13 protein-coding genes are annotated in these 15,371 nt (G+C 66.8%); 11 read left to right on the top strand and 2 right to left on the bottom strand.

Annotation, left to right across the window (positions count from 1 at the left end; genetic code table 11):
- Positions 1–86 precede the first annotated feature (86 nt).
- The 8 genes from ACPUD7_RS00405 (at position 87) to ACPUD7_RS00370 (ending at position 9,119) form a co-directional block, all read left to right on the top strand.
- Complete coding sequence (locus ACPUD7_RS00405) at positions 87–1,271, top strand: Glu/Leu/Phe/Val dehydrogenase dimerization domain-containing protein (protein WP_425118791.1); 1,185 nt, start codon at positions 87–89, stop codon at positions 1,269–1,271.
- Between the two features lie 4 nt (positions 1,272–1,275).
- On the top strand, positions 1,276–3,318 hold the full coding sequence (locus ACPUD7_RS00400; RefSeq protein ID WP_425118790.1) for an acetate--CoA ligase family protein: 2,043 nt from the start codon (positions 1,276–1,278) through the stop codon (positions 3,316–3,318).
- Positions 3,319–3,320: 2 nt separating this feature from the next.
- Complete coding sequence (locus tag ACPUD7_RS00395; RefSeq protein WP_425118789.1) at positions 3,321–4,964, top strand: thiamine pyrophosphate-dependent enzyme; 1,644 nt, start codon at positions 3,321–3,323, stop codon at positions 4,962–4,964.
- Between the two features lie 103 nt (positions 4,965–5,067).
- Entirely contained in the window at positions 5,068–6,234 is a 1,167-nt protein-coding gene (locus ACPUD7_RS00390) for an acyl-CoA dehydrogenase family protein (RefSeq protein ID WP_425118788.1), read from the top strand.
- Between the two features lie 176 nt (positions 6,235–6,410).
- Positions 6,411–7,037, top strand: coding sequence for a superoxide dismutase (locus tag ACPUD7_RS00385; protein ID WP_135539373.1), 627 nt, complete (start codon positions 6,411–6,413; stop codon positions 7,035–7,037).
- Positions 7,038–7,149: 112 nt separating this feature from the next.
- On the top strand, positions 7,150–7,710 hold the full coding sequence (locus ACPUD7_RS00380; protein WP_425118787.1) for a GNAT family N-acetyltransferase: 561 nt from the start codon (positions 7,150–7,152) through the stop codon (positions 7,708–7,710).
- A gap of 204 nt (positions 7,711–7,914) precedes the next feature.
- Positions 7,915–8,661 carry a 4-hydroxy-tetrahydrodipicolinate reductase gene (gene dapB / locus ACPUD7_RS00375; RefSeq protein WP_135539371.1) on the top strand — a complete coding sequence of 249 codons (747 nt, stop codon included), beginning with the start codon at positions 7,915–7,917 and terminating at the stop codon, positions 8,659–8,661.
- Positions 8,661–9,119, top strand: a complete 459-nt coding sequence (locus tag ACPUD7_RS00370) for a tetratricopeptide repeat protein (RefSeq protein ID WP_135539369.1) — start codon at positions 8,661–8,663, stop codon at positions 9,117–9,119. Before dapB ends, ACPUD7_RS00370 begins: the two co-directional genes overlap by 1 nt.
- Here ACPUD7_RS00370 and ACPUD7_RS00365 read toward each other — a convergent pair.
- Positions 9,082–10,356, bottom strand: a complete 1,275-nt coding sequence (locus tag ACPUD7_RS00365; RefSeq protein ID WP_425118786.1) for a heparan-alpha-glucosaminide N-acetyltransferase domain-containing protein — start codon at positions 10,354–10,356, stop codon at positions 9,082–9,084. The two genes, ACPUD7_RS00370 and ACPUD7_RS00365, sit on opposite strands and share 38 nt — an antisense overlap.
- A gap of 191 nt (positions 10,357–10,547) precedes the next feature.
- Between ACPUD7_RS00365 and ACPUD7_RS00360 the strand changes: the two genes are divergently transcribed.
- The 3 genes from ACPUD7_RS00360 to ACPUD7_RS00350 are packed head-to-tail and all read left to right on the top strand — an operon-like array spanning position 10,548 to position 13,865.
- Positions 10,548–12,548: an FAD-dependent oxidoreductase gene (locus ACPUD7_RS00360; RefSeq protein WP_425118785.1), complete on the top strand. Its 2,001-nt coding sequence runs from the start codon at positions 10,548–10,550 to the stop codon at positions 12,546–12,548.
- Positions 12,545–13,168, top strand: a complete 624-nt coding sequence (locus tag ACPUD7_RS00355) for a TetR/AcrR family transcriptional regulator (protein ID WP_135539363.1) — start codon at positions 12,545–12,547, stop codon at positions 13,166–13,168. Before ACPUD7_RS00360 ends, ACPUD7_RS00355 begins: the two co-directional genes overlap by 4 nt.
- Before the next feature lie 16 nt (positions 13,169–13,184).
- The gene (locus ACPUD7_RS00350; protein WP_425118784.1) at positions 13,185–13,865 is read left to right on the top strand and encodes a VOC family protein; all 681 of its coding nucleotides are present in this window, start codon (positions 13,185–13,187) and stop codon (positions 13,863–13,865) included.
- Between the two features lie 16 nt (positions 13,866–13,881).
- Here the strand turns inward: ACPUD7_RS00350 and ACPUD7_RS00345 are convergent, their stop codons facing one another.
- Positions 13,882–15,198, bottom strand: a complete 1,317-nt coding sequence (locus tag ACPUD7_RS00345; protein ID WP_425118783.1) for an AAA family ATPase — start codon at positions 15,196–15,198, stop codon at positions 13,882–13,884.
- Between the last annotated feature and the right edge of the window lie 173 nt (positions 15,199–15,371).

Below are 15,371 nucleotides of genomic sequence, written 5' to 3'. Positions count from 1 at the left end.
GAGTCAGACTGGTGTCACAGCGCTACTGAATCGCGGTTCAGTAACCTTCTGCTGCGGTCTGACCCCGATGCCCTCCTGGAGGCCCTATGTTCATGGACATCACGTGGCAGGATTCTGTCACCGGCGCACTCGGCTACGTCGTCATCGACACCCTCGTGCGCGGCACGGCCTCCGGCGGACTGCGCATGCGCAAGGGCTGCACCCTCGAAGAGGTGCGCGGACTGGCTCAAGGCATGACGCGGAAAGAAGCCATCCACTTGCGCGAAGGCCGCCACTACGTCCCGGTCGGCGGGGCGAAAGGCGGGATCGACTTCGACCCCCGCGCACCGGGAGCCAAAGACGTCCTCGAACGCTTCCTCGTCGCCATGAACCCGATCATGCGCACCTACTGGGCCCTCGGCGAAGATTTCGGAGTCCGCCAGGACGACATCGACGAGATCCTCGCCCGTCGCGAACTCGGCTCCGGACTCTCCGCCGTGAACAAACTCGTCGATGATCCGGACGCCGTCGAAGCCCGCGCGAACACCGCATTCTCCACGATCGTCGACGGCGTCGCTCAGGACGAACTCGTCGGCGGACTCGGCGTGGCCACCTCGGTGATCGCCGCACTCGAAGCCGCCGGCCGGAAACCCAGCGAATCCACCGCCGTCATCCAAGGCTTCGGCTCCATGGGCGGAGCCACCGCCCGCTACCTCGCCGAGGCGGGACTGCGTATCGTCGGCATCGCCGATGCCGACGGATTCGTCTCCAACCCGGACGGACTCGACGTCGAAACCCTGCTCGCCAGCCGCGACCCATTCGGCGGAATCGACCGTGCCCGACTGCGGCCGACAGACCACGACGGTGACCGCGACGACTGGCTGGCCGCCGCCACTGACGTCCTCGTCCCCGCCGCCGTCAGCTACGCGATCACCGCTGACAGCTGTGACCGGATCCGCGCCGAACTCATCGTCGAAGCCGCGAACATGCCCGTCCTGCCCGCCGCCGAAGAGAAGCTGCTGGCCCGCGGAGTCACCGTGATCCCGGACTTCCTCGCGAACTCCGCGACGAACGCCTGGTGGTGGTGGGTGACCTTCGGCGACGTCGACGGCAGCTGGGACGACAGCCGCGCCCTCGTCACCACGACCCTGCGCGACCTCACCACCGAGGTGCTCACCACCGCCCGCGACCAGGGCATGAGCCCACGTCAGGCCGCCCAGGAAAAGGTCGACACGAACCTCGTGAAACTCGCGGACCTCAGCCCAGCCCCCGCCTCGGTGCCGGAAAGCTAGCGGCATGGACGCGTTCTTCGATCCCGGCAGTGTGGCCGTCCTCGGAGCATCGAACGATTCCAGCAAATGGGGATTCTGGCTCGCCGCCGGAGCACTGCGCGGAGCCGACCGCCGCAGTGTCCACCTCATCAACGCGAAGGCCGCCTCGATCCAGGGCCACCCCACCTTTGCGCACTTGGGCGAACTGCCGGAGGTGCCCGAACTCCTCGTCGTCTCCGTGCCCGGTCCCACCGTGGCAGGAGTCGTCGCCGAGGCGCTCGAGCTCGGGGTGCGCGCCTTCCTCGTCATCTCCGCACGCGTGCCCGATGCGGCCGGGCTGGCCGCCACCATCCGAGCCGCCGGCGGACGTCTCATCGGCCCGAACTCGTTGGGCCTCGTCGATTCGAGCAACGACCTGCTCCTGGCCTGGGGCAACTTCACCCCCGGCTCCTTGGCCGTGGTCACGCAGAGCGGGCAGCTCGGCACGGAGATCGCGACTCTGTCGGCCCGCAGCGGACTGGGCATCTCCCGCTTCGCCTCGATCGGCGGGCAATCCGATGTCCGCGCCGCCGAGATCCTCACCGCACTCGTCGACGACCCCGCCACCACTCAGGTCGCCCTGTACCTCGAATCCTTCGCCGGCGGCCCCGCCCTCGTCGCCGCGCTCAAAGCGCTGCGGGCAGCAGGGAAGCCGACGATGATCCTCACCACCGGAGCCTCCTCGGCGGGCGCGCGGATGGCGAAATCGCACACGGGTTCGCTGACCTCGACGATGGATGCCGTCGATGCCGCCTGCCGCGCGGCCGGGGCCATCCGGCTGAATACCCCAGGCCAGCTCGTCGAACTCGCCGGCTTCTTCACCACCGCGTGGCTGCCTGCCGGCCCGCGCATCGCCGTGCTCTCCGACTCCGGCGGCCAAGGCGCGATCGCCGCCGACACCTCCGAGAACTGGGGACTCCATGTGCACGAACTCCACTCAGACACTGCAACCCGAATCGGTGCCGCACTGCCCGAAGCCGACCATGTCGACAACCCCATCGACCTCGACGGGGCCGGGGAGAAGAATCTCGATACCTACGCCGACCTCACCGAGGTGCTGCTGGCCGGCCCGGACATCGACGCCGTCGTCCTCAGCGGCTACTTCGGCTGCTACGGCCAAGACATCCCCGAACTCCTCGAGACCGAGCTGGCCGTCGTCGAACGCTTCGGCCGGATCGTCGCGGAGGCGAAGAAGCCCGTCATCGTCCATTCGATGAGCGCGGACTCGCAGGCCGTGACCCGACTGTGGGAGCTCGGTGTCCCCGCCTACACCTCGATCGAGGCCGCCATGCGCGTGCTCTGCCGTGCCGGCTTCTACGCCGCCCACTCCGGCCGACTCACCGATACCCAGGACGTCACCGGCCCCGTCACTCCGTGGGGGACCGGATACGCCGCCGCCCGCGACGTCATCGCCACCGCCGGTGTTCCCGTCCCCGCCGCCGTGAGCCTGGGCAGAGGCCGGGAACCTGCCGAGGTGGTCCCGGACTCCGGACTCAACCCGCCGTTCGCCCTCAAGGCCGGATGGCCGGCGCACAAGACCGAAGTCGGCGGCATTGCTCTCGGGCTGAACGATCTCAGCGCCGTCGAGGAGGCCTATGCGGACATGGTCGGCCGCCTCGGTGACGGGGAGTACATTCTCGAGGAGATGGACACCCGCGATCATGTCGTCGAGATCCTCGTCGGCGGTCGGCAGGATGAGAACTTCGGGCCGCTGGTCATGGTCGCGGCCGGCGGAACGGAGACCGAACTCTTTGCCGACACGTGGCTCGAACTGGCGCCCGTGTCGCATACCGAAGCGCTCGAGATGATCTCGCGACTGAGCTGCTCGCGGCTGCTGACCGGGTGGCGGGGGCGACCCGCCGCCGATATCGACGGACTCGCCGAAGTCATCGTCTCCGTCTCACGGCTGGTCGCCGGCAGCAATGACATCGCCGAGATCGAAATCAACCCCGTGCGAGTCGCCCCTGATGGGGCGGTTGCCGTCGACGCACTCGTCGTGACCACAGAGAACCCTGACAGCGAGGAATGAGAATGGAACAGATGACCATCACCGGCGGTGCCCACCTGGCCCGCGCGCTCCAGGCCGAGGGGATCACCCGCGTGTTCGGGATCCCCGGCACCCACAACCTCGAGATCTTCGCGCAGCTGAGCGCCCACGGCATCGACATCGTCTCTCCCCGCCACGAACAGGGCGCCGGGTACATGGCCGACGGCGCCGCGCGCACCACCGGAGAGGTGCAGGTCATCGTCACCACCACCGGTCCGGCCGCGCTCAACGCCCTGACCGCGCTGCTGCAGTCATTCACCGACTCCGTACCGGTCCTCCTCATCACCCCGGGCATGCCGCTGACCCACCCGGGCCGCGGCAACGGGCTCCTCCACGAGGTGCGCAACCAGGAGGCGGCGCTGTCCGCGGTCCTCACCGAAGTCCACCGCGTCACCAGCCCCGGCGAGGTGTCCCTGGCCGTCGGACAGACCCTGTCGGCGATGCGTTCGGGACGCAAGCGGCCGGCCGCCATCGAGATTCCGCTCGACCTCATCGAAACCACCGGACCCGGCCGCCTCCACCCGTCGGTGACCCGTGCCCTGCCGGCCCCGGTACAGACCCAGATCGACACCGCCGCCGAGGCGATCGCCGCCTCGAAGCGCCCTCTCATCATCGCCGGCGCCGGCGCGCTCGGCGGGGGTGCCGGCACAGAGATCGAAGCGCTGGCGGACACGCTCGGGGCCGGGATCCTCCTGTCCTCGAACGCCAAGGGGCTTCTCGACGATCGGACGGTGAGCTGCCTCGGCGCTGTCGGGTTCCTCGAAGTGCTGCCCGAACTCCTCGGCGATGCCGATGCCGTCATTGCGATCGGCACCGAATTGGCGTCCAGCGATTTCTGGCCCGAGCCGCTGTCGCTGCCCGAGACCGTCGTGCGCATCGACATCGACGAGGTGCAGATGCTCACGAACGCGACCGTGACCCACCCGATCCTCGCGGACGCTGCCACCGCGGCCGCTGATCTGAACACTCGTGTGGCGGGTCTGCGGAGCGACGCCGACGCGGCTGCCGCACGGGACTGGACGGCCGGCTGGAAGGCGCGGACCGCCTCGGCGGCGGAATCCGAAGGTCGGCCCTGGGCCGAGCTCTCGGCAGCGCTGACTGCGTTCGCGGAAGCCGAGGAATCTCCGCTCATCGTCGCCGCGGATTCGACGATGGCCTGCTACTACGGAGTGCAGACCGGGTGGGCGGCTCGCCGCGGTGACCGGTTCCTCTACCCGGCCGGGGCCGGAACGCTCGGCTACGGACTGCCCGCCGGAATCGGCGCGAAACTCGCCTCACCCCGAGCTCGAGTGGTTGCCGTCGAAGGCGACGGCGGGTCGATGTTCACCATCGCCGAACTCGCCGCGGCCGTGCAGGCCGGCGTGCGGATGACGCTCATCGTCGTCGACAACGGCGGGTACGGCGAGATCCGCAACGAGATGGAAGACCGCGGCGATACGCCCTCCGGGGTCAAGCTCACCAGACCCGACTTCCCCGCCCTGGCGCAGGCGATGGGCGCCCGAGGCATCCACGTCGACGGCTCGCAGGAGCTGCTGGACGCGCTGACCGACGCCGAGTCAGCGGAGGGTCCGACGCTCATCCACATCACAGAGGACTCACGGGCCGGGGCGGACATGCTTCGCCGGTGAGGCGGACGCGCCGGGGCCGCTGTCGTCAACCGGTGGAGAACGAAGGAATTCGGTCGGGCGCAACGGCGCGTCCGACCTGCACACGAATCTGAAGGAGATCAGCATGAGCTACACGCCTTGGCCGCTGTCGGATGAACAGCATGACATCCTCGACCTGGTGCGCGGATTCGCCGCGGACACGATCCGGCCCGCCGGACGCCGCGTCGACGAAGCCGACACCGAATCGCCCGTCGACATCTTCCGGGCCGCCGCCAAGCTCGGGATCACGGACTTCATGGTCCCCGATGAGTTCGGCGGGGGCGGGTTCACCGATGTCTTCACCCAGTGCCTCGTCCAGGAGCAGCTGTGCTTCGGCGACCCGGGCATCGGGAACTTCGTGTGCTCGAACGGGTTCTTCGCCGATCCGATCCTCGCGCTCGGCACCGATGAGCAGAAGGAGGCCTGGCTGCGCCCCCTGACCGGATCGGAGCCGGTGATCACCGCACTGGCGACGACGGAACCGGGATCCGGATCGGACTCGGCGTCGATCATCACACGCGCGGACGCCGTCGACGGCGGATACGTGCTCAACGGGCAGAAGGCGTGGATCTCCAATGCCGGACTCGCGGACTACTACGTCGTCTTCGCCAAGACCGACCCGACTCAGCGCTCACGCGGAATCAGCGCCTTCCTGCTGCCGCGCGAGACCGAGGGGATGGAGTTCGGGGCGCCGATGAAGAAGATGGGCCAGCGGGCGATCGTATGCCGGGAGATCTTCTTCTCCGACGCATTCGTGCCCACGTCGGGCCGCCTCGGCGAGGAGGGCAAGGGCTTCTACGGCCTCATGCGCACCTTCGACATCTCACGGGTCGTGCTCGGGGCGGCGGCCCTGGGCACGGCGCGGGCGGCGTTCGAATACGCGCGCGACTACGCGCACGAGCGCACGCAGTTCGGGACGAAGATCATCGACCACCAGGCTGTGGCCTTCCGCCTGGCTGACATGTCCTCGCGCATCGATGCGGCGTGGCTGCAGGTGCTCAACGCCGCACGGATGCTCGACGCTGGGGACGCGGTGGAGCGGCAGAAGATGACGGCTGCGGCGGCGATGGCGAAGCTCATCGCCTCGGAGACGGCGATGTTCTGCACCTGGGCGGCGGTGCAGACGCTCGGCGGGTGGGGCTACTCACGCGAACACCCGGTCGAACAGTGGATGCGCGACGCCAAACTCGAGGAGATCGAAGAGGGCACCTCGGATATCATGCGGCTGCTCATCTCGCGCAACCTCGGTTGAGAAGCGGAAAGGGGCTCATGTGTCATCGAGACGGGGCGGTCGTGTCTTCGACGGGCTGATCAGCGGAAAAGGGAATAGGACTCGGGGAACCCTTGTTGTCCGAGATGAGACCCTGGGATAGGGTCGAAATGAAGCCACCGATGTGGTGGTCATCAAATCTCATCAGGAGGAATCTCATGGCTGAGCAGTACACACTTCCGGAACTGCCCTACGACTACTCCGCTCTCGAGCCGCATATCTCGGCTCGCATCATGGAGCTGCACCACGACAAGCACCACGCCACCTACGTCAAGGGCGCCAACACCGCCGTTGAGCAGCTGGCCGAGGCCCGCGAGTCCGGCAACCTCGCGAACGTGCCGAAGCTGACCCGCGACCTCGCATTCAACCTCGGCGGACACGTCAACCACTCGATCTTCTGGAACAACATGTCCCCGGACGGTGGAGACAAGCCGGTCGGTGAACTCGCCGCAGCCATCGACGACCAGTTCGGTTCGTTCGACAAGTTCCGCGAGCACTTCACGACCGCAGCCACCACGATCCAGGGCTCCGGCTGGGCCGTCCTCGTCTACGACCAGCTCGGCGGAAACCTCTTCATCGAACAGCTCAAGGACCAGCAGTCCGACATCCAGCTCGGCGGCACCCCCGTTCTGCAGCTCGACATGTGGGAGCACGCCTTCTACCTCGACTACCAGAACGTCAAGCCCGACTACGTCAAGGCCTGGTGGAACATCGTCAACTGGGCCGACGCCGGCGCACGCTTCGACCGCGCTGTCGCACAGACCAAGGGCCTTCTCCTCGGCTGACCCCAATTGCTACCTGACGGCGGCCCAGCAACCTTGCGCGAGGTAGCTGGGCCGCCGTCACGTGTGTGGAGGGAGTGCCTATCGCACACATGGTCGAAGTCAGGGTGATCCTATGAACGCAAACCTCAGGCGCTGGCGAGACGATGATGCCGCAGGGTTGGGCCGCGTCTTTGAGCAGGCCGACGCGGCTCTGCTGTCGAACGTTCCCGACGACCGCAGTCCCGATGGTGCTCGTAAGTGGATCGAGATCGTCACCGGCTCCGAGGCGGAGGGCAAGGTCTGTGCCTTCGCCGTCGTTGATCATGCCGACGGATTTGATCTACGTATCCTCGGCAACGTCATGGCCTCCGGGATCGAACACCGGCACTCGACTGCGTGGATCTCCTACTGGACTGCCGCCGAGGGGAGAGGCCGAGGGCTGACCTCGGCGGGATTGCGCAGCCTCGTCGATCACCTCCACGACGAACTCGGCATCTATCGACTCGAACTCGGGTACCGAGTGAACAACCCCGCCTCGGCCGCAGTGGCGATGAACGCTGGTTTCATCATCGAAGGTCGCGAACGCCAGAAGCTGCTCTATGACGGCATCCGATATGACACCGAAGTCTGCGCCCGGCTCGCCGACGATCCTCGAACCGCAGGGCCGCGTCTGCCGATCCTTCCGCCTCACTGACCTCTACCGCACAATTGCTTGCCGTAGGAGTCCGCCCAGAAGCACCTGACGGCTGCCCAGCAACCTCGCGCCAGGTTGCTGCGCCGCCGTCAGGTAGCAAATGGGAGTGTTCTTTGGGGCACCGGATGTGAGGAGTCACCCCCCTGGGTCGCTAGACTGGCTGGCGGAGATCGCCGGGATCATCACACAAGGAGTCAAAGACACATGAGCATTCGCGTAGCCGTCATCGGAGCCAAGGGGCGGATGGGATCCCACGCCGTCGAAGCGATCGAGAACGCCGAGGGCATCGAACTCGTCGCGGCACTCGGCAGCAGCGATTCGCTCGAGACCCTGCTCGATGAGGACATCGACGTCGCCGTCGAACTCACCGTGCCCAAATCCACCGAGGACAACGTCACCTTCCTCGTCGAACATGACATCGACACGGTCGTCGGCACCACCGGCTGGGACAACGACCGCCTGGCCCGGCTGTCATCGACACTCGAGGCTCATCCGCAGACCGCGGTGCTCATCGCCCCGAACTTCTCGATCGGTGCGGTTCTGGCGATGCGCTTCGCCGAACTCGCCGCCCCCTACTTCGACTCCGCCGAAGTCGTCGAGATCCACCACACCCGCAAACTCGACGCACCTTCGGGCACCGCGAACCACACGGCCCAGCGCATCGCCGCGGCCCGCAACGCCGCCGGACTGCCCGCTGTGCCCGACTCGACGGAATCCGACCCGCAGGGTGCCCGGGGCGCCGTCATCGACGGCATCCATGTCCACGCCATCCGCCAACAGGGCATGAACGCCCACGAGGAGATCCTCTTCGGCTCCGACGGCGAGGCACTGACCATCCGCACCGACTCGCATTCCACCTCGGCGTTCATGCCCGGCATCATCACCGCGGTGCGTTCGATCGCCGATTACACGGGGCTCATCCACGGCCTCGAGAACATGCTCGACCTCTGATGTCGAAGGCCAAGATCGGGGCGATCATCGTCTCCGTCGTCCTCGTCTTCTACTTCGTCCTCATGGGGCAGCGGGCGTGGATCCTCGTGCGCGAACCCGACCTCATCCCGCGCATCATGGGCATCGCCCTGTTCGTTCTCCCGCTCATCGGCGCGTGGACGCTCACCGTCGAACTCATCTTCGGAGCACGGACCGAGAAGCTTGCCCGCATCCTCGGCGCCGAAGGCGGACTGCCCGTCGACGATCTGCCGCGCACGCCGGGCGGGAAGATCATCCGCGAAGCCGCCGATCGGGAATTCGTGAAATACCAGGCCGAAGCCGAATCCGCCCCCGAAGACTGGCGCTCCTGGTTCCGACTCTCGTGCGCCTATGACGCCAGCGGGGATCGCAAACGCGCCCGGGCGACGATGCGGAAGTCGATCAGCCTCTTCCGCGAAGGGCAGAAGCAGGGCGCCTGAGCGAAGACGCCCGAATAAGAGCCGCGATTCCGCCTTCCAAGGGTCCGCGCGAGTTGACGCACATCTTCCACAGCAGCGGGACGAGCACGAAGACCAGTGCGTGGATCGAGTATTCCGTGGTCTGCTCGGCCACGGTCGCCGCACCTTCGACCGGGTCGCCGACGATCTGCGGCCGGGTGATCTCAATCAGCACCACATGTGCCGCGTAGACGCTCAGGGGCATCGATCCCGGTGCCGACAGCGGCGCGAGTGCCCAGGACCTGCGTCCCAACAGCACCGCGGCGGCCTGGCACGCCGCGATCGTCATCACCGCGGTCCCGCCGGTGGAGAGCAGGTCGAACGGTGTGCCCGAATGCGGTCCGGCGATTGCCAGCCACCACCACGAGGTCGCGGGAGTGACCCCGTAGCTGCCGGTGAACAGCGCCGCGCTGAGATCGATGCCCCACATCTGCGAGTCCTGCACGAGTGCGGCATCGCCGCCGAAGACGTTGAGCAGGATCCAGGAGGTGCCGCGCCCGAGGATGAAGAGTCCGAGTCCGGCAGTGAACAGTCCGAGCAGATGCCTGTCGATGTCGAGCTTGGCCACGGCCATGCCCAGCAGAATGTAGGACATCCACTGCAGCACGGGGTAGTAGCCGGTGAGGAGGAGATCGGTGAGCATCGTCCCCGGAGTCGCGAAGTCGAAGAAGCCCATCGGCAGGTAGCTCGGCTCGAGGAAGTACGTCGACCGCACGAGCATCGAGACCGCGGGGGAGATGAGCATCCACGCCCCGGCGATCGCGAACAGCGCACCGGCCCGCAGACGCAGGAACACCAGAGCGAGGGCGAACATGATCCCGTAGTTGACGAGGATGACCGCGAGCAGCGTGGAGATCGACCCGAGGCACAGTCCGACGAGCACGATCGCCGCCGCCCGGATGAGCACGCTCGGCGCGGCATCGCGCAGCCGGCCCCGTTCGGAGAGCCGCCCGCGGGTGGACAGGACCAGTGAACAGCCCGCGAGGACGGCGAACAGCGCCGAGGCGCGACCGGCGAAGACCGCCGCCCAGGTCGGCATCCCCGTTTCGTCGGCCAGCGCGAAGATATGGGTGATCATCATCGCTAGCAGTGCGATCCCGCGGGCGGCATCGAGTCCGATGAGTCGACCGGCGGGGCTGAGTCGGTCAGCCACCATCGCCGAGGCGGTGGCCGGGTCAGATCCGTGCCCGCGGTGGGAGTTCGCCTGCTGAGAGCTCATGGAACGATTCTCACACGAGTTCAGGGCAACCGTGGCCGATGCCGGATCGGCCACGGCATCTTTATGCCATGACTGCTCCGGCACTGTCCCCTGCCTCGAGGATCTGTGCGAGGACGAACCCTTGCCGCCATTCGTCATATGGTGATATGAATAACGGGGTCAGCCGCATCCTCGAGTGATCAAGGACGATCATGTCTCAGCTGTTCCCGCACCTCTTCGACCCCATCGCCCTCGGCCCCCTGACCGTCCGCAACCGCATCGTCTCCTCCGGCCATGACACCGTCCTCGACGACTACGGTCACATCGGCGACGATCTCGTCGCGTACCACGAAGCCCGCGCGCAGGGCGGAGCCGGACTCATCGTCCTGCAGGTCTCCGGCGTCCACGAAACCGCCCGCTACACCAGCCACGTGCTCATGGCCACCGACGAATCCTCCGTGCCCGGATATCAAGCCGTCGCCGAGGCGGTCCACCGCCACGGTGCCACGATCTTCGCTCAGCTCTTCCACCCGGGCCGGGAGGTCATGGACGGTGAGCGCGGCATGGCCCCGCGAGCCAAAGCCCCCAGCGACGAACCGCAGGAGCGATTCAAGGTCGTCCCCGAAGCGCTGACCACCGCCGAGGTCAAAGACATCATCGCCGGATACGGCCGTGCCGCGAAACGCATCACCGACTCCGGCATCGACGGCGTCGAGATCGTCGCCAGCCATGGCTACCTGCCGATCCAGTTCTTCAATCCGGGAGTCAACACCCGCACCGACGAATACGGCGGCAGTCCGCAGAACCGCCGCCGGTTCCTCGCCGAGGTGGTCGCAACCGTCCGCGAATCAGTCGGTCCCGACGCAGTGGTGGGCCTGCGGATCTCCGGAGAGGAGAAGACCGAAGACGGACTCGTCGCCACCGAGATCCTCGACCTCATCGACCATCTCGACGGCCTTGACCATGACGGCCGCGACTGTCTCGACTACTACTCCGTGACAGCCGGCGATTCCTCGACCCTGCAGGGAGCAGTCCATATCGTGCCTTCGATGCAGGTCGAGGCCGCTTATGCGACGAACCTGTCCGAGCAGGTCAAGAAGATCACGGATAAGACCGTCATGGTCGCCGGCCGCATCAACCAGCCCCATGAAGCCGAAGCGGCCATCGCCGAGGGCCGCACCGACATGGCGATCATGACTCGCGCGATGATCTGCGACCCCGAGATCGCGAACAAATCCCAGGCCGACAGAGTCGACGAGATCCGTGCCTGCATCGGCTGCAACCAGGCCTGCATCGGTCACTTCCAGCAGGGAGTGCCGATCTCGTGCATTCAGTACCCCGAATCCGGTCGCGAACTCACCTTCCTGCCCCGACCCCGCGTTCGCGCCCGAGACAAGGTCCTCGTCATCGGTGGGGGACCGGCCGGGCTCAAAGCCGCGGCCGTCGCCGGCGAACAGGGCGACGAGGTGGTGCTGTGTGAGAAGGAGCCCCACCTCGGCGGAGCTGTGCTGCTGGCTCAGGAACTTCCGTATCGATCCGAATTCGGGGGAGCTGCGACGAATCTGTCCGCCGAGGCGGCCCGCGCTGGCGTCGACATCCGCACCTCGACGCCGGTGACCCAGGCGTTGATCGACGACATCGTCCCCGATCATGTCATCGTCGCCACCGGGGCCCAGCAGCGTCTGCCCGCGCTCGAGATCGCCGACGATTCTCTCGTCATCGGAGCCCGCGAATATCTGCGCGAGGACCCGAACCTGCCGACCGGCCGGGTGCTCGTCACGGATTGGAAAGGCGACTGGATCGGCCTCGGCATCGCGCTGCGACTGGCCGCGGCCGGCCGGCACGTGACCTTGGCGACCGCGGCGAACTTCGCGGGTGCCGCCATCCAGCAGTGCACGCGCACCCTGCTCGTTTCTCAAGCTCTGCGGACCGGGCGCATCGAGTTCCTGAACGACGCTCGGCTCGTCGGAGTCGACGCCGACACCGGGTATCTGCAATCCACGCTGTGCGAAATCGTCCATGAGGTCGCAGACGTCGCCGCCACGATCGTTTCGGCAGCACCGCGATCGGTGCCGGTCGATCTCGACTTCGGGACCGCCTCGGTGACGGTGATCGGCGACGCGCTGGCCCCGCGCACGGTCGAGGAAGCCGTGTACGAGGGACTCACCGCGGCCACCGAGATCGCGGCCTGGCAGCGGACTGTTCCGGCATGAGTCCCCGTCCGGCGCAGCCGCCCGAACGGGCCGAAGCGAAGAGATCAGCGATCATCCGGGCCACCCTCGACGTCATCGTCGACCGTGGGCCCGCCGCCGTGCGACTGGCCGATGTGGCGAGTGCGGTGGGCATGTCGGTCGGGACCGTGCAGTACTATTTCGCCTCCCGCAACGAGCTGCTCGCGCAGTCGTTCTCATCTCACACTGCGACCGTGCTCACCGACATCGAGAAGATCGCGAATGCTCGCGAGGACAACCGTGGACACACCGCGCGGCATCGCCTGCACACCGCCTTTGCCGCCATTCACGAGGTCGGCAGGCACGAGCAGCGATCCCGGATCTGGCTCGAACTCGTCACCGTCGCCCGCACCGACCGGGGGCTGCAGAACTGCGTCGACGCCGTCTTCGACGGCTGGCGGGGACTGTTCCGGCAGATCATCGACGACGGGGTGGAAAAGGGCGAGTTCCGCCTCGGCGGGCTCACCGTGGCCGAGGTGGTCGACACGTTGACCGCGATCATCGACGGCTTCGACCTCGCCACCGTCGCCGGGCACGGACCGAATCCGCGGACGATGGCGCGTATGCTCATCGAAACCGCCGACAAGCTGCTCGAAAGCTGAGAGGAAGAGCGTCGAGATGAGTGAAGAAGTGTTCAGCCCCGCTCGGATCGCCGACGCCGGTCTCGACGACTGGAGGCAGCTGGCTGGCCCGATCCGTGCTCGATTTCTCCCGCGGAGCTTCACCGATGCGGCAGCCTTCGTCAGCCGCATCAGCGAGCTCCCCGGTGCGGTGACCCATCCTCCCGAAGTCCTCCTCACCGGCGGCCAGGTCATCATCACTCTGACCAGCATTGACGCTGGGGGCGTGACAGCTTCCGAGATCGACCTCGCACGAGAGATCAGCGCCATCGCAGCTGATGTCGGACTGCCCGCGGACACCACGCATCTCATCCAAGCGGAATTCGCTCTCAACACTTCGGCCAGCGATCGTGTGTCACCGTTCTATGCGGCCCTCCTCGACGGTGTGCCGGCCGGCATCCACTCGAACGGTGATCTCGTCGACCCCAGCGGACAGGTGAATACGCTTCTGTGGTGGCAGGAACCCAAGACCGACAGCCGGTTCCCATTGCCGGACTCAGCCGTCGACCAACGCTGGCATCTCGATGTGTGGGTCAGCCACGATGAGGCAGAGGGAAGGATCGCCGCTGCGATATCGGCCGGCGGACGCCTTGTCTCTGATGCGGCGGCTCCCTCGTACTGGGTCCTCGAAGACCCGGACGGCAATCGGGCATGCGTGTGCGCACCGATGATCGTCTAGGCCCACGCGGCGGAGCTCACAGCCGCGCGATGGTCTGCACGTCCTCGCCGAACTGCCGGGCGGTCTCGTCGGAGACGGTCGCACGGGTCGCACGCAGCGCCTCGAGATAGTCGGCCGTCGACAGCACATCCGTCCGGGAAGCGATGTCGACCAGCTCCTGACGCAGTGATGATGCCAAGGCCTCCTGCGAAGCACGCCGGGCCGCGTACTCGATATCGGCCGGGGTCAGCCCATCACTGGCATCGACGAGTACCGCAAGATCGACACCGGAGATCGTGTGCTCGGGAATGTAGCGCGACCAGATCGCCTCCCTGGCCGTGGCATCGGGCAGACCGATCGGAATGACGTAGTCGAAACGCCCATGCCGTAGAAACGCCGCATCGAGAGCACGGACGAAGTTCGTCGCACAGATGAGCAGCCGGCCCTCCCGGTCCCGGAACTCCGCGACCTGTTTGAGCAGCTCATTCGTCACTCCCTGAGTCGGCGAGGGCGGTTCACCGCCGCGTTTCGACGCGATCTCCTCAACCTCGTCGATGAACACAACAGCATGCTCAAGCTCGTTGATCTGCTCAAACGTCGTGCGCAGACCAGCGGCCACACCACCGGGTTCACCGGAGAGGCGTGAGGGGAAGACCTCGACGAACGGCCAATCCAAACGCGACGCCACCGCCTTCGCAAACGTCGTCTTCCCCGTCCCCGGAGGACCGAAGAGCATGACCGCTCGAGGTGGGACCACCCCGAAATGATCGGCGAGATCCGGTTCGGCCAAAGGCACGACGAGGCGGTCCTCGAGCATGTCCTTCTCCTCCTGCATTCCGCTCACCCCGTCCCAGAGGTGGCGCGGCAGGATCCGTCCTCCGACTGTTTTGAGCCGGTCGAGCTCACGGCGCTGGACGGGCAGGTGCCGTTCGACGTACTTCAACCCGGAACGGGCCTCGAAACCATTGGCCACAAGACCATCGCAGGCCGGGGTTCCGGCGGGAATGAGCATCGACAGTTTGCCCAAACCCAGCGGCATGAGGCGACGTTCGAGCGCATCGAGGAGCCCCGCCTCGGCGCGAGGTCCCTGCCCCGGATCGGCACGCACCCTCTCCAGGACATGGAAGAACACGAGCACGCCCTGTCCATGGGCGGCACGGCCGACGGCGGCGCCGACGATCTCCTCATCGCGCACGGCAACGACCGCCTGATTGCGCTGGCAGGCGGCCAGCACTTCGGAAAGCGGATAGAGCGGGGGAGCGGTCGCCGCAGACTCCGGCATGGCGGCCTCAAAGAGACGGATGATTCCGTCGAGATCATCATCATGGAAATCGCGGATGCGGGTGCGGGTCATCGAAAACTCCTTCGGTTTCGGTGGCGGGCAGGGTCCAAGCGTAAACGACTCCCGGCCACCGGCCGTGATCTGTCTCTCACCGACGAACGGCGGGGCCGCCTCGGTGAGGGAAAGGAGCCGGGGGCGCGAGGGCGCGGACAACGCGATCCCGTGAGGATGTTCACCGGATCGTG

Source organism: Brevibacterium sp. FAM 24630 (genome assembly GCF_049804075.1).
Taxonomy (GTDB): Bacteria; Actinomycetota; Actinomycetes; order Actinomycetales; family Brevibacteriaceae; genus Brevibacterium.
The sequence above is the reverse complement of the archived record's forward strand: the minus strand, read 5'-3'. Positions and strand labels throughout refer to the sequence as shown.